The organism is Methylophilus sp. Q8, from assembly GCF_000800115.1.
Taxonomy (GTDB): domain Bacteria; phylum Pseudomonadota; class Gammaproteobacteria; order Burkholderiales; family Methylophilaceae; genus Methylophilus.
This window is the reverse complement of the sequence record NZ_JUHE01000001.1, coordinates 2,375,151-2,400,644: the sequence shown is the minus strand read 5'-3', so window position 1 is coordinate 2,400,644 and position 25,494 is coordinate 2,375,151. Positions and strand designations below refer to the sequence as shown.

The 25,494-nt window shown below is 51.1% G+C and carries 20 protein-coding genes and 1 tRNA gene; 8 read left to right on the top strand and 13 right to left on the bottom strand.

Going from position 1 to position 25,494, the window contains the following annotated elements; all coding sequences use genetic code 11:
- Positions 1-43 precede the first annotated feature (43 nt).
- On the bottom strand, positions 44-535 hold the full coding sequence (locus GQ52_RS11385; RefSeq protein WP_024931173.1) for a urate hydroxylase PuuD: 492 nt from the start codon (positions 533-535) through the stop codon (positions 44-46).
- Positions 536-924: 389 nt separating this feature from the next.
- Here GQ52_RS11385 and mqo point away from each other — a divergent pair, with 389 nt between their 5' ends.
- From mqo to GQ52_RS11370, 3 genes are all read left to right on the top strand, one after another.
- The gene (gene mqo / locus GQ52_RS11380; RefSeq protein WP_081979349.1) at positions 925-2,478 is read left to right on the top strand and encodes a malate dehydrogenase (quinone); all 1,554 of its coding nucleotides are present in this window, start codon (positions 925-927) and stop codon (positions 2,476-2,478) included.
- Between the two features lie 164 nt (positions 2,479-2,642).
- Positions 2,643-4,418 carry an adenylyl cyclase gene (locus GQ52_RS11375; RefSeq protein WP_235273226.1) on the top strand — a complete coding sequence of 592 codons (1,776 nt, stop codon included), beginning with the start codon at positions 2,643-2,645 and terminating at the stop codon, positions 4,416-4,418.
- A 228-nt stretch (positions 4,419-4,646) separates the two neighbouring features.
- A complete protein-coding gene (locus GQ52_RS11370; protein ID WP_081979348.1) occupies positions 4,647-5,528 on the top strand; it encodes a DUF4238 domain-containing protein in 882 nt (293 codons plus the stop codon).
- A 93-nt stretch (positions 5,529-5,621) separates the two neighbouring features.
- Here the strand turns inward: GQ52_RS11370 and GQ52_RS11365 are convergent, their stop codons facing one another.
- From GQ52_RS11365 to rnr, 3 genes are all read right to left on the bottom strand, one after another.
- Complete coding sequence (locus GQ52_RS11365; RefSeq protein WP_047517804.1) at positions 5,622-7,394, bottom strand: ABC transporter ATP-binding protein; 1,773 nt, start codon at positions 7,392-7,394, stop codon at positions 5,622-5,624.
- A 15-nt stretch (positions 7,395-7,409) separates the two neighbouring features.
- Entirely contained in the window at positions 7,410-8,171 is a 762-nt protein-coding gene (rlmB, locus tag GQ52_RS11360; RefSeq protein ID WP_019882464.1) for a 23S rRNA (guanosine(2251)-2'-O)-methyltransferase RlmB, read from the bottom strand.
- A gap of 150 nt (positions 8,172-8,321) precedes the next feature.
- Positions 8,322-10,802 (bottom strand): ribonuclease R, encoded by a 2,481-nt coding sequence (gene rnr / locus GQ52_RS11355; RefSeq protein WP_052179110.1) that lies wholly within the window; start codon positions 10,800-10,802, stop codon positions 8,322-8,324.
- Positions 10,803-10,837: 35 nt separating this feature from the next.
- On the opposite strand from rnr, the gene GQ52_RS11350 reads away from it, so the two are divergent.
- Together GQ52_RS11350 and GQ52_RS14125 are read left to right on the top strand one after the other, a co-directional pair.
- Positions 10,838-10,922: transfer RNA gene (locus GQ52_RS11350), tRNA-Leu, on the top strand.
- A 610-nt stretch (positions 10,923-11,532) separates the two neighbouring features.
- Entirely contained in the window at positions 11,533-11,724 is a 192-nt protein-coding gene (locus tag GQ52_RS14125) for a hypothetical protein (protein ID WP_152604427.1), read from the top strand.
- A 470-nt stretch (positions 11,725-12,194) separates the two neighbouring features.
- Here the strand turns inward: GQ52_RS14125 and GQ52_RS11345 are convergent, their stop codons facing one another.
- The 3 genes from GQ52_RS11345 to GQ52_RS11335 all read right to left on the bottom strand — a co-directional run bounded on the left by GQ52_RS11345 (position 12,195) and on the right by GQ52_RS11335 (position 15,260).
- Positions 12,195-13,160: a PEP-CTERM sorting domain-containing protein gene (locus GQ52_RS11345; protein ID WP_019882466.1), complete on the bottom strand. Its 966-nt coding sequence runs from the start codon at positions 13,158-13,160 to the stop codon at positions 12,195-12,197.
- A gap of 103 nt (positions 13,161-13,263) precedes the next feature.
- Positions 13,264-14,601, bottom strand: coding sequence for an ATP-binding protein (locus GQ52_RS11340; protein ID WP_235273224.1), 1,338 nt, complete (start codon positions 14,599-14,601; stop codon positions 13,264-13,266).
- Positions 14,598-15,260, bottom strand: a complete 663-nt coding sequence (locus GQ52_RS11335) for a response regulator transcription factor (protein ID WP_024931162.1) — start codon at positions 15,258-15,260, stop codon at positions 14,598-14,600. The genes GQ52_RS11340 and GQ52_RS11335 overlap by 4 nt, the downstream gene beginning before the upstream one ends.
- Positions 15,261-15,421: 161 nt before the next feature.
- Here GQ52_RS11335 and GQ52_RS11330 point away from each other — a divergent pair, with 161 nt between their 5' ends.
- From GQ52_RS11330 to GQ52_RS11320, 3 genes are all read left to right on the top strand, one after another.
- The gene (locus GQ52_RS11330) at positions 15,422-16,699 is read left to right on the top strand and encodes a TolC family protein (protein ID WP_235273222.1); all 1,278 of its coding nucleotides are present in this window, start codon (positions 15,422-15,424) and stop codon (positions 16,697-16,699) included.
- 131 nt (positions 16,700-16,830) lie between these two features.
- On the top strand, positions 16,831-17,949 hold the full coding sequence (locus GQ52_RS11325; RefSeq protein WP_047517798.1) for an efflux RND transporter periplasmic adaptor subunit: 1,119 nt from the start codon (positions 16,831-16,833) through the stop codon (positions 17,947-17,949).
- 17 nt (positions 17,950-17,966) lie between these two features.
- On the top strand, positions 17,967-21,026 hold the full coding sequence (locus GQ52_RS11320) for an efflux RND transporter permease subunit (protein WP_235273219.1): 3,060 nt from the start codon (positions 17,967-17,969) through the stop codon (positions 21,024-21,026).
- Positions 21,027-21,394: 368 nt separating this feature from the next.
- On the opposite strand, the gene GQ52_RS11315 is transcribed toward GQ52_RS11320, so the two are convergent.
- From GQ52_RS11315 to tmk, 6 genes are all read right to left on the bottom strand, one after another.
- Positions 21,395-21,763, bottom strand: coding sequence for a DUF2845 domain-containing protein (locus GQ52_RS11315; RefSeq protein ID WP_047517792.1), 369 nt, complete (start codon positions 21,761-21,763; stop codon positions 21,395-21,397).
- Between the two features lie 124 nt (positions 21,764-21,887).
- Entirely contained in the window at positions 21,888-22,652 is a 765-nt protein-coding gene (locus GQ52_RS11310; protein ID WP_047517790.1) for an MBL fold metallo-hydrolase, read from the bottom strand.
- Positions 22,643-23,419 (bottom strand): TatD family hydrolase, encoded by a 777-nt coding sequence (locus tag GQ52_RS11305; protein WP_081979347.1) that lies wholly within the window; start codon positions 23,417-23,419, stop codon positions 22,643-22,645. The genes GQ52_RS11310 and GQ52_RS11305 overlap by 10 nt, the downstream gene beginning before the upstream one ends.
- Positions 23,420-23,460: 41 nt before the next feature.
- Positions 23,461-23,823, bottom strand: coding sequence for a PilZ domain-containing protein (locus tag GQ52_RS11300; RefSeq protein ID WP_019882477.1), 363 nt, complete (start codon positions 23,821-23,823; stop codon positions 23,461-23,463).
- A gap of 49 nt (positions 23,824-23,872) precedes the next feature.
- Entirely contained in the window at positions 23,873-24,865 is a 993-nt protein-coding gene (gene holB, locus GQ52_RS11295; protein WP_047517783.1) for a DNA polymerase III subunit delta', read from the bottom strand.
- The gene (gene tmk, locus GQ52_RS11290) at positions 24,862-25,467 is read right to left on the bottom strand and encodes a dTMP kinase (RefSeq protein ID WP_024931153.1); all 606 of its coding nucleotides are present in this window, start codon (positions 25,465-25,467) and stop codon (positions 24,862-24,864) included. The genes holB and tmk overlap by 4 nt, the downstream gene beginning before the upstream one ends.
- Between the last annotated feature and the right edge of the window lie 27 nt (positions 25,468-25,494).

Below are 25,494 nucleotides of genomic sequence, written 5' to 3'. Positions count from 1 at the left end.
AACAAAAACGGCGGCTTAAGCCGCCGTAAACGCCTTAAACCCGCTAAAAACCTAATACTGCGCGATGACTCAATCCATTCGCCATAAAAAACAACATTGGCAGTGAAAGCATCAAATTAGTACGCGATGCCAGCATGGCCACACGTCGCGCTTTATTTTTTGCCGCATCATCAGCGGCAACCATACCCAGAATTTTTTTCTGGTTGGGCCAAATCAGAGCCCAGACATTAAACAGCATAATCGTACCCAGCCAGGCCCCTACGCCTATCAGCTCAAATCCGTTACGCAACGCAAAGGCATCAACAAAATGCGGCCCCAGCAAAGCCGCACCGGCCAGCCAGGTCACGACAGCCGACCAGCGAAACCATAACAAGGCGCGTGGGGCAATATGTTTATTAATCCCGGCGGCTGTTCCATCCGCAGCGGCAGCCTTCAGGCCTGCCATTTGTACCAGGTTAAAATAATAAAGCAGGCCGACCCAGGTAATGCCTGCCAGAAAATGTATCCATCGCGCGAGTGCCGGTACCAGTTCCATGGATTAGCCTCCTGCCACAATGAAATTTTTAAGGAAAAAAACCAGAGCCAGGGTTAACAGCAACCCTGAAATGACGGACCCGACAACTGATTCCAGCGGATTTTTCATACGCACCCCAATCATGTGTTCCACAGTGAGCCTGACTACTTGTCACGTTTAGGGGAAACTTGCCGCATTACAACACCCGCATCAAAACACAATGACGCTTGCGAACTGTTTGCCCTAACTTCAAGTCAGGATTCGTTTTTTTCTAGTTTTAAACCATTTCTGGTGAATGTCAGAGATTACCGCAAAAGCCTTTTGTTGACAAGTTCGTGCAATCACGATTGCAGCGGCTTTGCAGGCGATTCAATGTCGTCTATGCAGCGTGTTTTTCGATTTATATTATAATGCGCGGCGGCATTATGATTGTGCGTTTGACATCCAGGCGCCTCAACACGGGGGAATCACAAACCATGGCAACAACTGATCTCGATGTATTGTTGGTTGGTGGCGGCATTATGAGCGCTACGCTGGCAGTTCTGCTACATCGACTCGACCCAACCCTGCATATTTGCATGGTAGAGCAACTCGATGATGTTGCCCTCGAAAGTTCAGATGCATTGAACAATGCCGGGACCGGTCACGCCGGTTATTGTGAGCTCAACTACACCCCCAAAGATAAACATGGCGACATTCAGATTCGCCGCGCCCTCGAAATTAATGCAGCCTTCGAGGTCTCGCTGCAATGCTGGTCTAGCCTGGTCAAAGAAGGCGTGTTAAATGCGGCTGATTTTATTCAACGCGTGCCGCATTTAAGCGCCGTTTGGGGCGAAGAAGATGCTGCATTTTTACGCAAACGCTTTGAGACATTACAGGCACATCCGCTATTTGCCGAGATGCAATGGAGTGACCAGGTCAGTCAATTAAGCGACTGGATGCCGCTGATGATGGCCGGTCGCCAGCCTGCCGGAAAAATGTCTGCTACCCGTGTCGCACATGGTTCGGATGTGAACTTTGGCGCCCTGACACGTCAATTGGTTGCCTATTTAAAAACACGCCCGAACTTCACCTTGCTGACGCAATCGCGCGTCACCAAACTCAAGCAGCAACAGCAACGTGAACAAAGCAGCTGGCAAATGCATATCCAGCATTTAGCTTCCGGACACACGCAAACCTATCAATCCAAATTTGTCTTTTTAGGTGCTGGCGGTGGTGCACTGCCTTTGCTGCAACAATCTGGCATCCCGGAAGCACATGGCTATGGCGGCTTCCCGGTCAGCGGCCAATGGCTGATTTGCAACAACACGAAACTGATCAACGCGCACCATGCAAAAGTCTATAGCCAGGCGGCTGTTGGCGCACCACCCATGTCAGTGCCGCACCTGGACACGCGCATGATACAAGGCCAGCCAGCGTTGTTGTTTGGCCCTTATGCCGGATTCACCACGCGCTTTCTCAAACAAGGCTCGCGTTTCGACCTGGCAAAATCGGTCAAACTGAAAAATATCAAAAGCTTGCTCGGAGTTAGCCGCCACAATCTTGACTTAACCAAATACCTGATTAAAGAAGTCTTTCAGAACCACGAGCAGCGCATGGAATCCTTACGCGTGTTTTTGCCCGAAGCTAACAGCAATGACTGGCAGTTAGCGCATGCCGGACAACGCGTACAAATTATCAAACGCTGCCATCAGCATTGGGGCAAGCTGGAGTTTGGCACCGAAATTGTTGCCAGCGCCGACGGTAGTCTAGCCGCCCTGCTTGGCGCTTCACCTGGTGCCTCGGTTAGCGTGAAAGCCATGCTGGATGTACTGCAACGCTGCTTCACCAGCCGCATGCAAAGCCAAGATTGGCAAGACAGCCTCAAATCACTCATTCCTTCTTTTGGCGAATCACTGATCGATGATGCCGCCTTGCTGGCACGGGTGCGCCGCGACACATTGAGTACTTTAAATCTGGGCTAATCTCTCTGAATCTGGGCTAGCCACGCGCTGGCTACTTGCAACATCAGGGTGTCACAACGGCATGACACCTCGTATAAAATGAGGATAGAAAATGAAAAAAGTTGAATTTCATCCTCGCTATTGCGGTCATGTATAAAATGATTTTTCTTGGAAGCCACTTGTTTATGCGTTCTTTTTTGTCAGATCACTCAAGCTTTAATAGCGCCATCTTTAAAAAAACAGTTGCGTTTAAAACACTGAGTGCGATGCTTGCCACCCTGTTGCTTGGTTGCCAGGCGACTGAGGCGCAAAAAAACCAGCCCATGGCGCCCGACTTTGGTCAGAATGTCCTGATCCTGGACCCCGGCATGTCATCGACGGATATCCAAGGCAAACTGGATGCGCTATTTAAACAACAGGAAAGCAACCAGTTTGGGCCTGAACGCTATGCCGTCCTGTTTAAACCTGGCGTCTACCACAACAAAGTCAAACTCGGCTTTTATACGCAACTGCTAGGCTTGGGACAGTTTCCTGATGATGTGATGCTGCAAGGTGGCATCCAGGTAGAAGCACGCTGGCACGAAGAAGATGCCACGCAAAACTTCTGGCGCAGCGTAGAAAACCTTTCGGTGACCCCGGACAATGGCACCATGCAATGGGCTGTGTCGCAAGCGGCTCCCCTGCGCCGCATTCATGTGCGCGGCAATATGCTGCTCGATGACAATGGCGGCTGGTCCAGCGGCGGCTTTATTGCGGATAGCCTGATTGACCAGCAAATCAATTCAGGCACGCAACAACAGTGGTTGACCAGAAATTCAACCGTTGGCAGCTGGACCAATGCCAACTGGAATATGGTGTTTGTGGGCGTTAAAAATGCACCCGATGGCGAGCACTGGCCTACCCCGCCTTACACGGTGGTCGAGAAAACGCCCCTCGTGCGTGAAAAACCATTTCTCACCATAGACGGCACCGGTGCTTACCAGGTATTCGTGCCTGCGTTGCATACCGACACACAAGGCATCTCCTGGCAACAAGCACACGTAGCAGGTGAAACCTTGCCGCTGTCGCAGTTTTATATTGCCAAAGCGGCGGTTGATACTGCAGACAGTATCAATACCGCGCTAAGCAGTGGCAAGCACCTGCTGCTAACACCAGGCATTTACACCCTGAACAAGCCTTTGCAAGTCACGCAACCCAATACCGTCGTCCTGGGCTTGGGCATCGCCACCCTGAAACCCGTAGCGGGTAATGTTGCCATGTCGATTGCCGATGTGGACGGCGTAAAACTGGGCGGCGTGTTATTCGAAGCCGGTGAAAAAAATTCTGACGTTTTGCTGCAAATTGGCGAGCACAAGGGTGCGGTCAGTCACGCCAACAACCCCACCACCTTACATGATGTATTTTTCAGGGTGGGCGGCGCGGCCGTTGGCAATGCCACGCACAGCGTCATCATCAACAGCAATCATGTGATTGGTGACAATTTATGGGTATGGCGCGGTGATCACGGTAACGGTATCGGCTGGGCCAGCAATAAAACCAAGCACGGCATCGTCGTCAACGGTGATGATGTGACCATGTATGGCTTGTTTGTAGAACACTTTCATGATTACCAGACAGTGTGGAACGGCGACAATGGTGCGGTCTATTTCTACCAGAGCGAGGCACCTTATGATGTGCCTGATCAGCAAAGCTGGATGAATGGGAGTGTCAATGGTTTTGCTTCTTACAAAGTGGGCGACCAGGTGACGCGCCACAAAGCGATAGGCATGGGCATATATTGTTTTTTCAATGACAATACCAGCGTCAAACTCAATAGCGCAATTGAAGCCCCCACCAACCCCAACATTCACTTTAGCCACGTCACCAGCGTTTCACTGGGCGGTACTGGGGAGATTACGCATGTGTTAAATGCGCTTGGTGAAACGGCCAAACCCGGCCACGAAGTATCGCGCATGCCATAAATAACCATGCAAAATTTACGCACTATTCATAGGCAGCTTATGTGATAAGACTATACAGTGTCATAAACGAATTTTATTTCACTCAGCCGCTAAGTTGGCGTGTTGTATTAACGCTCGTATTTATGCGCTATATCACCCAGCTAAGTAAATGACATAACGCTTAAATGAAGAATTCAACACTCGTTTACACGCCATCATTGAAATGGGTAATCAACAGTTAGGTTTAATGTGAGCGCAGTCCGTCACCACTTCGTCCCTCAAGGCTTTCTTCGCGGCTTCACTATTAATGGTGATAACTCTCGCAGCTTTGTCTGGGTATATGACAAAAGGGCTGGTCACGCACCAAGAATGAAGTCAGTAAGGTCGATAGCATGGGCGCCCGCGTATTACGCTCAAGAACGGGATGATGGCAGTACAGACCTAGATACGATCGAAACAGGACTAGCGAAGACTATAGACAATGAAATTCCTCTGATCTTGCAAAAGATCACCCCGACGGTCGGTCAATGCGTCGAACTCGCAGCTGAGGACAAGGCTGCTTTAGCTTTCTTTGTTGGCTTATCACTTACGCGTGTCCCTAGCTTTCGCGATGGCATTAACGCAATGTATTCGCGAGTTGCTCAGGCTGCTCTTTCATATCAGCTCGACAGAGATTCCCGTCTAGGTGAACTCGCAGAAAAGTACGGAGTCACGGCAGAAGCAAAACCCTGGGTTTCACTTAGGCCAATGATAGAGATGGCTCAATCCATCGCGAGCAGCGCACTCACCAAGAACTGGCAATTCTTCGTGGCTCCACCTAGCGTGCCGCTTGTAACGTCAGACAATCCGGTCGTTTTTTCGGGCGAAGCAGTCGGTTTATCTCAGTTGGGCCCAGCGCACCCGGGAGCCGAACTTGTAATGAATTTGCGCAAAGACATGGCTGTGGTATTTACGCCAAAGACAGGCTATCCAACTATGAGGACATTTTCACTCTCACCAATTGAGGCTCGTAAATTCAATCGCGGCATCGTGCGCGCCGCACGCCATCGTGTTTTCGCGGACCATCAGTCGGAGACTCTTGACGAATTTGTTAAGAAATATGCCAATGACGAACAACGAATTGTTGTCTAACCATATGCAACCTAATACGGCCTCGGAGCAACCTGCGCGAAAAGACGCGCAGGCGACTCTACTCAACTTTACTGCAAGCGTAAATGAACAAAACTATCCCTGCTGCCCATACAATCGCTGATACACACTACCCGCCTGCTGAACTAGCGTATCATGCTGTCCTTCCTCAATAATCCGCCCACCATCAAATACCAATACACGATCAGCTTCCTTGACCGCTGACAAACGGTGGGCAATCACGATAGTAGTGCGGCCACGCAAAAATGTGCGCATGGCTTGATGCAGCAAAGCTTCGGTGTGTGTATCCAGCATCGACGTCGCTTCATCCAAAATCACGATTTGTGGCTGCTTAAGCATCATACGAGCAATCGCCAACCGCTGACGCTGACCGCCAGACAGGCGTACGCCGCTGCGCCCAAGTTGGGTGTCCAACCCTTCGGGCAGATCACGGACAAACTGCGCCAACTGCGCAACCTCCAGCGCTTGCCATAAGGCATCATCCGCATAAGGCTGGTCCAGGCTCAGGTTTTGCCGCACGCTATCGTTAAACAACATGGGTTGCTGTAACACCACCCCTAAATGCTCGCGGATTTGTGCATATCCCAACTGCTCCATGGCTTGCCCGTTGAACAGAATCTGCCCACGGCTGGGCGCATATAAACCGAGCAGTAATTGCACTAGCGTGGACTTGCCTGCGCCCGACACGCCCACCAGCGCCACCTGCTCGCCCGGTGAAATATCCAGGCTCACATCCTCCAGAATCGGGCTGCCTTCACCATAGGCAAACGTGACCTGCTGCAAACGAATCGCCGCCGGACTTTGTGTAGTAAACCCATTGACCTGCGCAGGATAATGCGGCTCTTCGTCAGCGGCTAGCACCTGGTTAATCCTGCCTAGCGCGGCTTTGGCGGCGTAATAAGATACTTGCACCGACAACAGCTCTTGCACCGGCCCCATCATGAACCATAAATAACCAAACACCGCGATCATCTGCCCAACGGAAAGGTTGGAAAACACCACCATCAGCATCGCCACTGCACGAAAAATTTCAAAGCCAAACAGGAAAATGCCAAACGATAACCGTGATAAAGCATCTGATTTCCAGCCGGAAGCGGTCGCCGCAGCCCTCACCGCTTCGGCAGCCTGTTTGGCTTTATCCAGAAAGCGTTTATCGCTGTTGCTGGCACGTAATTGCTGCATGACTTCCAGCGTTTCAGTGACAGATTGTGACAGCATTTCAAAGGCACTGTTTTCACGCTGCTTCCACACTTTGACCTTTTTACCCAGCACCATCGTCAGCCCGATTACAAACGGATTCAACAGCAGGATAATTAGCGCCAGTTGCCAGTGCATCCACAGCAAAACGACGGCCACACCAATGACACTGAGGATGGCCACCAGTACTTTAGCGATGGTTTCCCCCAGAAACTTGTCCAGTGTTTCAATATCCGTCAGCAAGCGTGCCGTGATCTGGCCTGCGCCCAGGCTTTCATAAACCTGCATGCGGATACGGGAGAGCTTGTCTAACAGTGTCTGCCGCACGCCCAGCGTCACCTGCTTGGACAGGCCGACAAAAATACGCGTGGTGGCGACGCCCAGCAGCACACTGCCCAGACGCAAGCTCATGGTCAGCAGGGTCACCAGCAGAATGATGGCAATCGGCCCCAGCGAATCAGCGGGAAGCAACCAGGTCATGAGTTGCGTGAGTTTGCCTGGCTGATGCAGTAGTACTTCATCCACCAGCAAGGGCATTAGCAAGGGAATAGGCACCGCCACAACGGCGCCCATAAACGCCAGCCACTGCCCCAGCCACAAACGCCGGGATTGCAGACGCAGTTGTTGCCACAAATCACGCAAGGTCAACATCACAACGGCCGGAAATTAAGCTTTACCGCCAGCCAACACACGCTGACGACGAATCTCATATAAGGCAATACCACTGGCGACACTGACGTTCAGGCTTTGTACCGAACCGAACATCGGGATGGTGATCAGTGCATCACAAGTTTCCTGGGTCAAACGGCGCATCCCATCTCCTTCAGCGCCCATGACGAGTGCGATCGGGCCTTCCAGCTTGGTATTATGCAAGGAGCCTGGCGCGTCCATGGTGGTGCCAATGATATACACCCCAGCCTCTTTCAATTCGCGAATGGTGCGGGCAAGATTGGTGACCGAGATAAACGGCACGGTCTCTGCCGCACCACTGGCGACTTTACGTACGGTACCATTGAGGCCAACAGAACGATCTTTAGGCGCAATAATCGCGTGTACGCCCATGGCATCAGCCACGCGCAAACAGGCGCCCAGGTTATGCGGGTCCTGCACGCCATCCAGAATCAGGAAAAATGGCGGCTCATCGAGGTCTGACTCAAGCACATCATGGATGTCCTTGTACGGCATAGGCGTTTCCACCACACGGGCAATCACACCCTGATGACGGCCATGCGCGCCAATAAAGCCATCCAGACGATGACGCTCGGCCTGAATAACACGAATATTTTGCGACTTTGCCATGTCGAGTAAATCACGCATACGCGCATCGACACGGTCTTGATCAATAATAATTTCCTGAATGCTGCTGCCATGCTGACGCATGCGACTCAACACCGCATGAAAACCAAACAGAATGCGGGTTTCTGACATAGTGACTCCTAATTTTTCTTAATGACTTTTGCCAAGCTATCTGCACAAGATAACCTGTACAAAAGATAAAACACGAATCGCGCAGGCCCAGCAACATTTTAATATTGCTGCACACTGCGCGAATAAATAACAAACTAACCTCAGGCGCTATTATCGTGCTTTTGCCTTAGGTTTGCCTTTATTTTTTTGTGCCGAGTGGCGACCTTTATCTTTGGCTGAACGTGATTTTCCTGCTGTCGCTTTGCCTGTCGTGGGCTTATCGCCCTGGCTACGCGGTAATTTTGCGCCTGCACTGGCAGGTTTGGCTTTTGTAGTCGCAGACTTGGCCCAAGCCGCTGACGCTGCTTTAACAGGCGTATTCAATCCTGCCGTTTTAGCAGACCGGCCTCTTGTACCGGCCGGTTTCTCATCATCAGCAGACAATCCACCTTCCAGCTCTGCCGAGCCTTCTACGGCGCCAACCAGCGTAAAGTCTATACGCGAAGTCTCCAAATCAACCCGCACCACTTTCACGGTTAAACGATCACCCAGGCGGTAACGTACACCTGTACGCTCACCCACCATTTCGTGGCGGGCTTTATCATGAATGAAATAGTCATTGCCGAGGTCAGTCACGTGTAACAAGCCTTCAACGTAGACTTCATCCAGCGCCACAAACAAACCAAAACTGGTCACGCCAGCCACCGTACCGCTAAATACCTCGCCAACCTTATCCTGCATGTAAAAACATTTCAGCCAGTTGGTCACATCACGCGTGGCATCATCAGCACGGCGTTCGGTCATCGAGCAATGCATACCCAGCTGATGCCAGTCTTTGGCTTGATAACGCTTGCCTTCTACCACAGCCTTGATCGCACGATGCACCAGCAAGTCCGGGTAACGCCTAATTGGTGAAGTAAAGTGGGTATAAGCCTCATAAGCCAGGCCAAAGTGGCCGACATTATCCGGGCTATACACCGCTTGCTGCATAGAGCGCAACATCACGGTTTGCAACAACTGAGCATCTGGCCGTGTCTTGATACGCTGCATGAGTTTGGCATAGTCTTTGGCACTTGGATTTTCGCCACCACCTACACCAAAACCAAACTCGCCCATAAACAAGCGTAAGGCTTCCAGTTTTTCAGGCGTCGGACCTTCGTGGATGCGGAACAAACAGGTTTGTTCATTTTTCAGCAAAAAGTCGGCCGCACAGACGTTGGCCGCCAACATACATTCTTCAATCAGCTTGTGGGCGTCATTACGCACCACGGGCACGATTTTGTCGATTTTGCCATTGTCATTGAACACCATCATCGTTTCAGTCGACTCAAACTCGACTGCACCGCGCTTTTCACGCTGGGTCAGCATTAACCGGAACAGGCTATTCAAGTTTTGCACATGCGGCAATAACCAGGCATATTCTTCGGCCAGGGCAGGATCTTCACCTTGTAACAAGGCATGTACCTTGGTGTAAGTCATACGTGCTTTAGACAACATCACCGACGGGTAAAACTGGTATTGCTTGACCACGCCCTGGCCATCGATCTGCATATCGCACACCATGCACAAGCGTTCAACATCCGGGTTCAGCGAGCACAAGCCGTTAGACAACGCCTCCGGCAGCATCGGGATCACACGGCGAGGAAAATACACCGAGTTGCCGCGGTCGTAAGCGTCTTTATCCAGCGCATCACCAGGTTGCACATAAAAACTCACATCGGCAATCGCCACCACCAGGCGCCAGCCTTTGCCCTGTGGCTCAGCGAACACAGCATCATCAAAGTCACGCGCGGTTTCGCCATCAATCGTAATCAATGGTAAATCACGTAAATCTTTGCGACCTTTGTAATCCCTGGCTTGCACGGTTCTGGGGAAATCTTCGGCCTGCTTGGCCGCTGCAGGATTAAACTGATGCGGCAAATGATGTTTGCGTAACGCAATCTCGATTTCCATGCCACTGTCGGCATAATTACCCAGGATTTCCACAATTTTACCCATGGGGCTGGAGTGAGAAGATGGATACTCCGTCAACTCAACCGTCACGATCTGGCCGACCTGGGCGTCCATATCCAAATGATAAGGAATCAGCACATCCTGGCTGATGCGCTTATCTTCTGCGGCAACAATCGTCACGCCTTGCGCACGAATCACACGCCCGACCAACGTTTTGTTCGCGCGTTCCAGCACCTCGACCAGCTTGCCTTCGGGGCGACCCTTACGATCCACGCCCGCCAGGCGCACCATGGCACGATCGCCATGCATGACCAGGGTCATCTCTTTCGGCCCCAGAAAGATATCTTCCGGGTTTTTGGTTTTATCATCCGGCACTAAAAAGCCATAGCCATCGGTATGACCAAACACCGTGCCAGCAATCAGGTGGATCTTATCCGGCAGGCAAAATGCCCCCTTGCGATTACGCATTAACTGGCCATCTCGCTCCATGGCGCCCAGCCTGCGATTAAAAATGTCTCGTTCATCATGGCTAATGTCGAGTAATACATAAATCTGGTCGGCGCTCAGGGGGACTCCCTGGTCCGAGAGCAATTGCAACACCAACTCGCGACTCGGCAATGGTGTTTGATATAACTCAGCTTCACGCTGGGCCTGCGGGTCATTTGCACGCAGGGATTTTTTCGTTTTTCTGGTTGACAATATTTATTCTTCCTTTAAAATGCACAGCTTCTTTAGCCCAGATGGCGAAATTGGTAGACGCGCTAGTTTCAGGTACTAGTGTTTAACGACGTGGAGGTTCGAGTCCTCTTCTGGGCACCATCAAGCAGCTTACAAGCTGCGCCAAATACAGATTCCCAAGCACTCAATTTTTTGCGTTTTTGAATAATTGCTTTTGCTTCGTTCTGAATCACCATGGCCACAGTTTAACATCTTTCATGTTTGCGTCAGATTAAACTTTAAGGCTCTTCGGCAACAACGTTACGCCCCCTCCTTAGCTTTTAAATAGTACTTAGCAATGCTTGTCGTTTTGTGACAACCATGGCTTAGCCATCCTTGTCCAACACTTGTCTGCAGCAGACTCAGCAACATTTCTTCTGTATCTCTGCTTCGCGCGTAAATCATCACACCGACCTAATGAAAAGTCTCAGCATTACTTAACGCTGATCAAACTGATATCTCTTTGCCATGTCGTAATCACCTTAAATGTGAATAGCGCTTAAAAATTAACTTGTTTTAATTTAAGTTTATAATTAACATTAATTAACACTTCGTCCATTAAGTAACGAAGTGTAGTGCGTCAGACATCCACGCGTTTCAACTGAGCGTAAAAATGACGTTTAAAGGTAATTCTCTCAGCAATGGCAGTCAGTGAGAAACAAGCACCACTGCCAGCAGATTGAATTCATGTTAACTTTTAAAGAGATCTAATATGGCGATTAATCAACTTTCCCAATCTGAAACACAAAGCATTTCTGGCGGCTCAGAGTTTTTTCCAGGTTATGCATCCGGCCCTTATATTACGGGTAGCGTCTTTAGTTATTTCAATCAACCCGGTCTCGATTACCGCCCGATTTCCTGGTATCACCCAGGGTATACCCCCACACCAAGCCCATCACTTTAACGTTACTGAGACTGACGTCTGAAGCATGATTTGGCAAGCCAGATCGAATGAATATTAACTTTTGAAAGGTAGAATATGGCCATCAACCAACTTTCCCAATCTGAAACACAAACGGTTTCAGGCGGATCACAATTTTTTCCAGGCTATGCCTATAGCCCTTTTATCATGGGCAGCGTCTTTAGTTACTTCAATCAACCCGGCCTCAATTACGGCCCTATCTCATGGTACAACCCTGGATATCACGGTGGATGCATACCAGCACCTAGCCCATGCACACCACCGCCTCCACCGCCATGCGGCAGTTGCCAGCCAAGCAACCACGACCACGGCTAATCAACGATCGTGTCATTAAAAGCGCTTATAAGCGCTTGAGTGCTGACAGCCAACACCTGGTGCTTCACATATCAGGGAAAACAAAAAGCCCCCTGTATTTAGGGGGCTTTTTATATCACCAGCTTATATCAGGTCAATTACACGCGGCGACGTGAAAGTGCCATGAGCGCCCCTAAACCGAGCATCATCATTAAAGATGAAGAAGCCTCTGGCACCGGAGTCACTGTCAGCGAGGCATAGGAATGCCCAACCGTAATGCACAAATCGGTGGTGGCTGAAAGACTCGCAGTCCCTAACAGGCCTAATGAGTTGATACCGATATCATCCAGCGTGATGCTCAAGGCATTGGTTTGCACCGCGCAACTAAATGTGGCCGCACTGCAACTGCTGGCAAGCACGCCATCTGCCCAGTATTTACTCTCATTGGCCCAGATGGAAGCATGCCCCAGCGGCCCCAGGTCCAAATCAACGCCCCCCGAGGCTGCTGCCGCCAGATCAATCGAATGCCCCAGAATGCTCAGACTGGCACCCGTAAAAGTGCTATCCCCGTTTGCCGTGAACAAGCCAGTGCTTTCATTCACCGTGACGGTGGATATTGAACTGATTAAATCGGCTTTCAGCGCCAACGCGCTAGACACATGAAGATCCAGATTCTCTACGCTCCCAGTACCGATAGCGCTATTTGACCCAGGCACAGGATTGTTTTCAAGATAGGCCCCAGAACCTGAGAAAGTGGCAGACCCCGCTTGTGTTGGCATCAGCAGTGCCAAAATCGGGTTCAAGCTAGATAACACACCATTGCCAGCGCCACTCGTGCTCAGGCCTAGATTCAGGGTTGAATTTGTTTGCGTTGGGATTGGCGTGCCTGCGCTTGCGACACTGATATCGCCCAGCGCCACCGGTGTTGTAATGCCCACGGTTGCCTGGCCTACGGTGATAGAGCCGATTGGAAATAGATTGGCTTTTGCTGTCACCTGGGCGCTTAAATCCAGGTACATGCCATAGCCGTCTGCGGCATCTGCGCTGACAGCGACTGGCGCAGCAGATGCCGCGTGGCTAAAAGCGAATAAAATGGCGGTGGTAATCAGGGAATGCTTCATCATCAATACTCTCCTAAACAAAAATAAAAACAAACGTCAATACAAATATTAACATTTGTTTGTCTTTATGTTTACATTTTTTATCAATTAAAGGAGATTTAATGTCTTATTGTGATGAATGCACCCGGTATTCAAAGATGACAATTAATCCGCTCTGGGATGGTTTATTCTCGAGGCGAACGCTAGCCTGATGCTTTAAAGCTATTTCCTTTACGATTGCCAGGCCCAAGCCAGAGCCTGTGATCTCGGATTGCTCTACGCGATAAAAGCGATCAAATACTTTTTCCAGTGCATCCGGATCAATGCCTGGGCCACTATCTTCTACTTCAAATCGCAATCCATCCGCTAAGGCCGTGAGTGACAGATTAATCACGCCATGTACAGGCGTGTAGTGAATCGCATTGACGATAATATTATTGAGCAGGACTTCAATCTCATCTGGCAGCCCCATCATGGTCACCTCGTCGGCGCGCGTGAAGCCAATATCCAGTTGTTTCTTGCGATATAACGGACCTAAATCATTCAATACTTTGATCACCAAAGAGTTTAAATGCACAGACTGCATTTCTTGTTGCCTGGCATCAGGATCCACTTTCGCCAGCGTGAGCAGCTGGTGTACCAGACGCTCCATACGTGCAACCCCACCCTGTGCTTGCTGCAAGCAATGATCTAACTCAGCTTTGTCGCCATGCTGCATGGCACTGATTTGCAACTTGAGCGCAGTCACCGGCGTCCTGAGCTCATGTGCTGCATCACCGGTGAAGCGTTTCTGCATGGCAATGGCATTACTCACTCTTTGCATCCAGCCATTCAGCGCCTGAATAATCGGCTTCAGCTCATCAGGCGGCTGGGCGATGGTAAGCGGCGTCAGTTGATCCGCGCGTCTAATATCAATTTCAGACGATAGCGCCAGCAATGGTTTAAAGGTTTTTCGTATCACCAGCAACGCACCCAAAATCAGAAACGGCACGATCAGCAACTGCGGAATAATCAGGTGGATAGCCACTTCGCGGATGGTGCGTTGCCGCAGTTTAAAGTCCTGTGCGACCACACAGATAGTGGCGCCACGCTTAGCGACAAATACCTGCCAACGCTTTTGATTTGCCCATTGCGTGGACAACCCTAGCCGTGCCGTATCGACATCAAACGCACGCTGGTGCGACTGGTAAATCACCTTCCCCTGTTGCTGTAGTTGAATCAGGTAATCCTGCTCGCCACGCATTTTGGATGGAATACTGTGTTTTGCTGGGTCGTAACGCGCTGCAAGGCTTGCTAGTTGGTCACTGCCTATGATGGTCTCGGCCAAATGCTGTAAATTGGCATCATAAAGCTCGCCCAGTTCGTCCGCCGTTGACTGGTAAGATAAAAAGGACAGCAAACCGATAATGCACACGATAGCAATCGACAGGTAGACGGCCAGCTCGACCCTAATGGACCGCATCATGGTGTTTTTTGCCCAGGAAATGCGTAGCCTATGCCACGAACGGTTTGAATAATCTCTGCGCCAAATTTTTTGCGTATGGTATGCACATGCACTTCGACGGCATTGCTGTCGACCTCTCCGCCCCAGCCATACAATTTTTCTTCCAGTTGTGTTTTTGAAAAAATCATTCCTGGCTGTGACATGAGCGCGTGCATGATGGCAAAAGTCTTGCTAGAAAGCCGCTGACTGATATCGCCCATGGTTAAGGTATAACTGGCAATATCCAGCACCACATCATTAACCCGTATCTGGTTGGAATGCCGCTCTTCTTTACGCCTGAAAATAGCGCGTAACCGGGCCTCAATCTCTTCGACAGAAAAAGGCTTTAATACATAATCATCAGCCCCAGCATCCAGGCCTTGAATGCGGTGTTCAATCGCATCTCTGGCGGTAATAATGATCACGGGCAGTGCATTGCCTGCTTTTCTTAAAGCGGACAACAAGGCCATACCAGACTTTCCAGGCAGGCCAAGGTCAAGCAACATGGCATCAAACGTTTCACCGGCCAATGCCGCTTCAGCCTGAAAAGCATCTGGCGCCCAGTAAATCGCATGCGCCCGCATGGCCTGCTGCAGGCTCTCTGCGATCATGCGGTCGTCTTCTACCAGCAATAACTTCAACGGCTCATCCTCTCTTTGAATACTGCCATTCTAACCAAGCTAGCTTAAGGGATTCTTAAAAAATCGCTTAAGTTTGCCTTAAGAAACCGCAGGCAAGATGCAACCCTGTCATCATTCACAGGGATTTATCCATGCCCAATCAGCTCAAGCAAGCAGCAAGCATGAGTATCGCATTGCTACTGACTGCCTGCCAAACGCCACAGACGATACGGCCAGCGCAAGTCGTCGATAACATCGTCGCTGCAGACTCAACGCTGCAAGCCAACCGTAACAACGATCAAACAAGCAACGCAACGACCTTATCTGAGTATGATGCCGTGCTGTTGGCACTTCAACAGAATCCGGCCTTCAAATCGCAGCTCAGTGAGCTGGAACTGTCAAATGCGGACGTACAACAAGCCAACCAGATCGCTAATCCATCACTTTTTTACGCCTTTAGCGCCGCCAACAAACCTTACCGTTACGCAATCGAGTTTCCGATTGAAGCCTTGTTGTTGCGCCCCATGCGTCTCAAGCAAGCCCAGGCGCAGGCACAAGCCACGCAGTACCAATTGATGCAATCCGGCTTTACCCTGATTCGAGATACCCGCGTGGCCTATGCTCAGGCCGTCATTGCAGCAGAAAAACGCGAGCGCTTAAAGCAGGGACTGCAACTCAACCAGACCATCGCCAGCCTGACCAACACACGTGAACAATTAGGCGATATCAGCGCACAAGAAACCTTGCTGGCGCAAAACGAAGCCCTGCTTGCGGCCAGGGATTTGCAACTGGCCGATATGGATGCGCAACTGGCACAGACCCAACTCATGCATATGCTGGGCTGGATGGATGGACACAAGACATTATCCCTCAGCGAGCAATTGATACCAGCTTGCTCGGCCGTCGATATTGCGCAGCTTAAAAGCGTGGCACTGAGTAGCCGCCCAGACATCCTCGCCGCAGAAGCAACGATGGCCGTGGCCAAAGAAAAACACACCCTGAGCAAATTCAACTGGTTAGGCCCATCAGTCATTGCAGATGCAACCAGCGGCCAAAGCAATGGCCATGTGCTTGCCCCGGCCATCCGCATGAACTTGCCGTTATTCAACCAGAACCAGGGCCAAATCCAGCGCGCCGATGCCGAACTTGCAAAGGCCCAGCAAGATGCCGAGGCGGTCAAACTCAAAGCGTCACTGGAAATCAACACAGCGCACCTGAAGTACCAGCGCGATTGCCAGGAGTGGCAGCAACTGCATACGCAACTACAACCTAATGCGCGGCAAACCATACAGTATGCAGAAAGTGCCTACCGCGATGGCGAGATTGCCTATTTAAATGTGCTGGAAAGCAGTAAACGCTTTATCAGCCTGCAATTGCGCGAAACACAATTAAAGGCCGACCTGATCAGCAATTGGTCAGACTTGATGCGCAGTACCAGCCATGCCGCCACACGCCCCTGATTCCCTATAGAAAGTCATTCTTCATGCAGATTACTCAGCGCTTGCTTCACCGACACTTGTTTCACCTACATAAGCCCCTTCCCCTGCTCATACTGACGGCGTTCCTGGATGCTGGCACGGCCAGTCCGGTCATGGCCGCTGACACAGGCAAGCCTCAACAGACCACGATCGCTGAAAGCCAGTTAAACCAGGTCACCCTGTCGGCAGAAGCCATTAAAAAACTGGGACTGACGACCACGCAAGCCACCGTGTCACGCCAGACCGGCACACGCAACTACCCGGCACAAGCCAGCTTGGCTCCCGAAGCCATGGCAGCTTACAGCACCCCCATGAATGGCTACGTGACCTTTACTCCAGGCAAGCATTTACAGATCGGCAGCCAAGTGAAAGCCGGGCAAATTTTGTTGACGATCAACCCGGTAGTGACCCCGGAAACCCGCTTAGGCCTGATGACCAGCCTGGCAGATGCAGAAGGACAATTGCAGGCTGCAGATAAACAATTGTCGGCACATCTGTTAACCCTGGGTCGTACCCGGCAACTCTGGCAACAGCATGTCGGCAGCCAGAGGGCTGTAGATGACGCACAGGCGAATGTCGCGATGGCAGAGACTAGTCTGCGCACTGCCACACAAAAGCGCGACCTGTTAAAACAAGCGGTAGAGCAAGGCTCGGCGGGTACATATCATATTAAGGCGGCCAATGATGGCATCATCAGCAACATTTACTTCAGTGCCGGCCAGCTGCTGGTTGCCGGTGCCAAGCTGGTCGACATTGTGCAACCCGGACGTTTATGGGTCACGGCCTATGTCCCTTATGCGCAAGCAGGCCAGTTAAACCTCAATGCAGAGGCATGGCTGGCGGGTGCCGCCGGGATCTCTGCTGACTATGCACTGAAACCGGTGGTCAGCCCGCAAGAAGCAGACCCGCTGACCGGGACCCGCAAGCTGCTATATACGCTGCAATCTCAAGGTGACATTGTACCCATGCAGCGACTGACCGTGCAGATTCCACAACGTGGACAGGCACAAACACGCCTCAGCGTGCCTTGCTCGTCCACCATTGTCGATATGAATGGTAACACCTGGTTATACGTGCAGCAGGATGCAACACACTTTGCCCGCCAACTGGTCTTTGTCACCCAGTCCGGCAAACAAGGCTGTTTATTGGCTGATCAACGCCTGGTCGGCAAGGCGGTCGTCACGCAGGGCGCACAGGAACTGTTTGCCGTAGAAACCGGTTATACCCACTAAATACAACGGGATACGCTATGTTAAAAAGATTCACCATGCGCGCCATCCAGGCGCGCTACCTGGTTATTGTGCTAGCTGTGCTGCTGATGCTGGCAGGCTTTAAAACCATCCCCAATACGCCTATGGATGTGTTTCCAGAATTTGCGCCTGTCAAAGTCGAAATCCAGACCGAGGCACCGGGGCTTTCCAGTGTTGAGACTGAGCAACTGGTTTCGATCCCGATTGAGCATGCCATGAATGGCATTCCGCATATGAAAACCTTACGTTCAAAATCGGTGCTCGGCTTATCCTCCGTCGTCATGCTGTTTGAACAAGGTACTTCGCTGGCCGAAGCCAGGCAGGCGGTACAGGAAAGGCTGCTGCTGGCTGCGCAACGCTTGCCTGCCATCGTCAAACCGCCGGTCATGCTGTCCCCTTTATCCTCCATGTCACGCGTATTGAAAATTGGCTTGAGCAGTACGCAATACAACATCGCCGAACTCAGCACCAAAGCCTTATGGACCGTGCGCCCGCGCCTGATGGCCATTCCTGGCGTTGCCAATGTGGCCATTTGGGGCTTGCGTGACCAGGAACTGCATGTACGTTTTAATCCGGTCAAACTGGCGCAGCACCAACTCACAGCGACGCAGGTCAGCCAGCGTCTGACCTCAGCCATCCGTCCGGACAGTGGCGGCTACCTGGATACTGCACAGCAACGGTTGGCCGTGGCATACGACAGGCCAACGCTAGATAAAGAAGATTACCTGCAAATGACCGTCGGACTGAGCAATGGCATCCCGGTCAAACTGGGCCAGGTTGCCGACGTGGACTGGGCACATGCATTACCGATTGGCGATGCCGTGATTAACCAGGGCGATGGCTTGCTGCTGATTGTAGAAAAACACCCTGATGCCAATACTCTGAGCGTGACACGGCAAATAGATCAGGCGCTGGCTGAGTTAAAACCGGCACTACATGGCGTCAATGTCGATGCCGCCATCTTCAGGCCCGCCACGTTTATTGAACAGGCACTGCATCATCTGAACCAGGCATTGGTGCTTGGTATTGGCCTGGTAGCCATCATTTTATTCCTCTTCTTGCGTAAACCAAGGGCCGCCATCATTAGCCTGGTGGCCATCCCCTTATCTTTAGTCACCGCTATGCTGCTGCTGACCTGGCTCAATGTCAGCATCAATACCATGGTGCTGGCCGGGCTGGTGATTGCCCTGGGCGAGGTGGTGGATGACTCAATTATCGATCTGGAAAATATCCTGCGGGCCATGGCGCTAAATCAGCAACAACTGCAACCCAAGCCGCTGATCAAAGTGATTGCGCAGGCGTCCTATGAAGTCCGTGGCTCGGTGATTTATGCCACGCTGATTGTGATGTCAGTCTTTATTCCGGTGTTCTTTTTACAGGGCGTCGCTGGTGCATTTTTCAAACCACTGGCCTATGGCTATTTACTGGCTATTTCTGCGTCATTACTGGTTGCACTGATCGTGACACCTGTACTGGCCTATTGTTTTTTAAAGCAGATGCCACCGCAAACGGAGCACGCATTACGCTTGCCGCACCGGGTGGAGCAATGGCTGGCAAGTCGTTTAGCGAAACCAAAAATGGTGCTTGCCAGCGCCTGCCTGTTTTTGTTTGGCATGCTGGCTACCCTGCCCTTTTTAGGCACAGAGTTTCTGCCAGCCTTTAAAGAAACCGATTTCCTGATGCACTTTGTAGCGCGCCCCGGCACCTCGATTACCGAGATGAAAACCATGAGTTTACGCGCCAGCCATGAACTGATGCAGATTGATGGCGTACGCAACCTGGGTGCGCACATTGGGCGCGCGGAAGTTGCCGATGAAGTGGTTGGCCCTAACTTTGGCGAGCTTTGGGTCAGCATCTCGCCAACGGTCAACTATGCCGACACCATGCAGAAAATTAACCAGGCGATTGCCGGTTACAGTGGCATTTTTACCGATGTACAGACTTACCTGAAAGAACGCACCAAGGAGGTGATGTCGGGCAACAGTGCCAGCATTGTCATTCGGCTGTTTGGTGACGACCTGGATAGCCTGCGTGAAGAGGCTGAGCATATCCGGCAAACCATCGCCGATATTAATGGCCTGACCGACCTCAAGGTGGAATCCCAAGTCCTGATTCCGCGCATTCATGTCCGCCTCAAAAACACCGCCGCAGATCATTATGGCGTGACTGAAGCAGATATCAAGCAAGCGCTCGCCTTGATGACGCAAGGGCAGGTACAGGGCGAAGTGACGGTTGGCCAGGCTCGCTTTAATGTACGCCTGATCGGTGATAGCCCGGCACAAGATAGCGTGCAGGCGCTCCGGCAAATAGCCATCCAGAGCCCGGCCGGTGCCGTCATCACCCTGGCCGATGTGGCAGAAGTCTATGTGCAAGCCACGCCGAATGAGATTAAACGCGAAGGGGCTTCCAGAAAAATTGACATTTCAGCCAACGTCGCAGGCAACGATATCGGTAGCGTGGCGAAAGAAGTTGAGGCCCGCATCAACCGACTCAAGCTGCCCGAGGGCAATTACGTCAAATTCATGGGGGAATATACCGAGCAAAAAACGGCCAGCCTGACATTGGTGATATACACCTTATTAGCCTTGCTGGTGGTCTTTTTGCTGATATGGATGAGCCTGAAATCCATGCGCCTCACCGCGCTATTGTTCGCCGTGTTACCGGTCGCAGTCGCTGGCGGCTTGATCGGTATTTGGTTCATTGGCGGCGTCATGTCACTGGGCGCCATGATCGGCCTGATCGCCGTCATGGGCATTGCCGCACGCAATGGTATTTTACTGATTTCACGTTATCAGCAACTGCGGCTGACTGACGGCATCACCACGCCGCGTTTATTACTCAACGCAGTGTCAGACCGTTTCCGTGCCATCAGCATGACCACCCTGGCAACGACCATGGCCTTATTGCCTATCATTTTAAAAGGCCCGGTGTCAGGATATGAAATCGAGCACCCTTTAGCCGTGGTGGTATTTTGTGGCTTGCTGGCGGCGATGGTCGTCAATCTGGTGTTACTGCCTGCACTGATTTTGATATTTCACCCGGGAGAACACTCACACTAGCTTCAAGCGCACTGTTTTGTGATCAGGCAACACGCATCATGGCACCAAGCACCTGAATAGCCGACAGTAAAATGGCAGCGACTGCCAGGGTTGTCGGCTTTCAGCGCGTGCCCTGGCAGCCCTAGAAAAAACATGCATACTGCGTTGACAAAATGGGAGAAACACCCATTGCGAGCCGCATCCCTGCTCGAAGTTCAAAAAACGTACACTTGGCTAAAAACGCATGAAATCATAAACTTACCGTTTCTACCAAGATGCAATCCACCGTGTTATCCACAGTTTTTGTGGAAACGAAAAATCATCAAAATGAAAATAAGGCACAAAAAAAGCTGTGTATCACTACACAGCTTTTTCAACACAAGGCCAAATTAACGGTTATTGAAAAAACCGATATTCATTACGCGGTCATTGACAAAAGTCACTTCAGTTTCTTTATAAGTGTTTTTGTCATCGTATTTCACCAGGTTTTTGTAGTACCACATTTCAACCTGCACTGGCTTGGAGTTATCTTGTTGTTTGCCCATGTTGCCTATCATATTATTGGCATTGCTTGGCTTGACTGATTGCTGCTTTTTAAACGGCTGTCCCAGCTTTTCTATGACCAGTTTTTTTGATTTGCCGCTAAAGCCGCTGATAAATTCGTTTTCATCATAGGTTTTGCCAGCAAACGCGGCCGTGGCTGCAAACAGTAATGAGGTGGCAACCGTCACCGCTGAAATTCTTGCGTATAACTTCATGTTTAATTCCTGTTATCCAAAATCAAAATAGCAAATTATTTTTTGTGTAAGTATAACGCTTTATCATCGATATCGGTTGACCGTTGTCGTGCGCTGGCGGCATATCACACAATGGGCGCAGGCATTAAAAATCAAGCTTCATGCCGTCATAACCCACTTGCACATTGGCTGGCACACGCGCCTGTAAAGCCTGGTACTCCAGCTCGTGCGTCATGTGTATTAATACATTACGCTTGGCCCCTATACGCGCGATCAGTGCCAGCGATTGCTCGACACTGACATGAGTAGGATGTGGTTTTTCGCGCAAACAATCAATAAGCAATATGTCCACGCCCTGCAACAAAGCATAAGAGCTTTCGGGAATCTCCGACACATCGGTCATATACACCAGATTAGCAATCCGGTAGGCGTAAATGCGAATCTTGCCATGCATAACCGGGATAGGCGTAATCGTCTGCCCGGCTGCTTCAAACGGCGCGTCAACCACATGTGCGGCTAACACAGGCAAATCCCAATATTGTGGAATAGGATCACGTAAGGTGTAGCCAAACTTTTCCTGTATATGTGCGATCGACTCCGGGTAGCTATACAGCGGGATCTGGCAGCGGTTGATCTGGCAAAATGCGCGCAGGTCATCAATACCATGCAGGTGGTCCGCATGTGTGTGGGTATATAACACCGCATCCACGCGGTGCATGTTTTCCCGCAACGCTTGTTGGCGTAAATCCGGTGAGGTGTCGATGAGGATGACGCGGCCATCATCCAGCGTGACCATGCTGGAGCAACGCGTACGTTTATTGCGGGCATCTGTTGAGGTACACGTCGTACACGTACAGCCGACGGCAGGCGTCCCTGCGCTGGAGCCTACGCCTAGAATGGTTAATTGCATGGCTGCGCGTGTTTGAATAAGGTGAAAAAATTAACCGTCGTCGCGTCAATCACCTGCTGTAATGGCACATCACGCAAACGGGCGACTTCCTCAGCCACATGACGCACATACGCCGGCTGGTTGGTTTTGCCACGGAAAGGGATAGGCGCGAGGTAGGGAGAATCAGTCTCGACCAGTATTCTGTCTAACGGCACTTTTTGCGCCACCTCTTTGAGGGCTTGCGCATTTTTGAATGTGACAATACCCGAAAACGAGATATAAAAGCCCATGGCGATCGCCGCCTGTGCCACTTCCCAGCTTTCGGTAAAACAATGCATGACACCGCCAACCTCTGCTGCGCCCTCTTCATGCATGATGCGCAAGGTATCTTCGGCAGCATTGCGGGTATGGATAATCAGCGGTTTACCGGTGGCTTTGGCGGCGCGGATATGGGTACGGAAACGCTCGCGTTGCCACTCCAGATCACCAGTCAGGCGGAAATAATCCAGGCCGGTTTCGCCAATGGCAACTACGCGGTCATGATCGGCCAAGCTGATCAGGCCGTCTACTGTGGGTTCCTGGATATCCTCGTAATCAGGATGTACGCCGACTGAGGCATAAATATTCGGATACTGCTCGGCAATTGCCAGCACTTCGGGAAACTTGTCCAGCGTCACTGACACACACAAGGCATGGCCAACCTGATGGCTGCGCATGCTATCAAGCACCTGATCCATATTCTGGACCAGTTCAGGGAAATTAAGATGGCAATGCGAATCAACTAACATGTTTTTCAACCAAGACTAAATTCTGCGCGATTCAATAGGCGCTATATCGTATTTGAAGGGCGGCTGGATTTAAGCGCAGCGCCAAGAATCGTTTCTATGCGTTTCTTCGCCTCGGCACCACCATCTTTGTCAGTAAACTGGATACCTATGCCCTGCGGCTTGTTATTGGCTGCCTGCGGCGTAATCCAGATCACTTTACCCACGACTTTGAGCTTATTCGGATCATTGAGCAAGGTCAGCAGCATAAAAACCTCTTCGCCCATTTTAAACGGCTTGCTGGTCGGAATAAACAAACCGCCGCCTTTGACAAAAGGCATGTAAGCAGCAAACAAGGCTGCTTTTTCGCGAATCGCCAGCGACAAAACCCCGGGTTTTGCGGCGGCTGGTGGTAGTGTATCTGTCATAGCCCAGGCTCCAGAATGTTTTCCTTAATCACCATCAAACAAGCTGGCCTTAAGCAAACATTTTTTTGTACTGCAATAATAACTGCTCCAGCTGTAACTCCTGATTGAGTGGATGCTGTGCTGTCATTTTAAAACGATTTAGCTGTTGTTGAAACGCCAGTAAGCGTGACATATTGACCGCACCCGCCAATGCCTGCAATGGCGCAGCCTCACTCGGGTGATAACGCAAGGGTTGCTGGTGGCTAGAGAGCCAGACATCCAGCAGCCATTTCTGTAACACCTGGATCGCCTGCTCCATGCCCTGCTTGATTAGCACCGGCACGGCTGCGGCAATATCGATGGTCGCGCCGCCTACCAGGTGCGGGCGCAATTGCTGGTACCAGGCATGCCAGTCAAACTCATCCTGTTGGATCGTCGTTGGTGCACCACCGCTGTAATGCCAGATCCATTCAGGATTCGGCACAGACTGGGCTTGTAACCACTGCAAGCCCTGCTCGCGGCTGGGCACCGGCATTTCTACCTGCATACACCGGCTTAAAATAGTCGGTAACAAGGCCTGACGCTGATGCGAGACCAGTAAAAACTGCGTGCGCTGCGGCGGCTCTTCCAATAGTTTAAGTAAAGCGTTAGAGGCCGCTACATTCATCGCCTCCAGGGGGTGAATCAACACCACTCGAATACCATCGACGCGATGGGAGGTCAGCGACAAATAGTCATGCAAGGCGCGAATCTGGTCTATGAGGATTTGCTGCCGTTTGCGGGTTTTTTTCTTGCCACTCTCAGCAGCATCGTCATCTTCAGGCGTGATCTCCCTGAAATCGGGATGTGCGCCTTCGGATAGCCAATGACAGGACTCACATTCGCCACAGGCAAAGCCCTGTTGTGGTCGTAAACACAGCAAAGCCGCCGCCATCGTCTGCGCAAAATGCAGTTTACCAATACCGGTTTTACCATGCAGCAATAAGGCATGGTGACGCGTCTCCCCCGCTTGCATCCAATGCGAGAACAGGGAATATTGCCAGGGATAAAGCTTATTAATCATAAAGATGAAATAATTTCTTCAACTGACTTCTTCACTTCTTCAAGTGAGCGATGCGCATCTATGACATGAAAACGCTGCGGAAATTCGGCAGCCCTGGCCAGGTATTGTGCACGCAATCTGGCAAAAAATTCAGCGCCTTGCGCTTCAAATTTGTCTGGCGTCCGAGCCCCGGCCAGGCGCTGCAAACTCACTTCAACCGGCACATCAAACAACAGGGTGGCATCGGGCTGCAAATCACCCTGCACCCATTGTTCTAATTGCTGCATTTTTTGCAAAGGCAGGCCACGTGCACCGCACTGATAGGCATAAGACGCATCGGTGAAACGGTCTGACACCACAATCGCATCGCGCCGTAATGCAGGCAAAATGACTTGCTGCAAATGCTCGGCACGCGCAGCAAACATCAATAAAGACTCGGTTTCCACATGCATTTCTCTATGCAACAGGATTTCGCGCAATTCTTCCCCTAATAGGGTACCGCCAGGCTCACGTGTAGAAACCACTTCGCGACCGCGACTAGCCAGCATTTGTAAAATCGTCGGAATATGCGTGCTCTTACCGGCACCATCCATTCCTTCCAGCGTGATAAACAAGCCCGCCATTATTCAAGATTCCCCGTATGTATATCT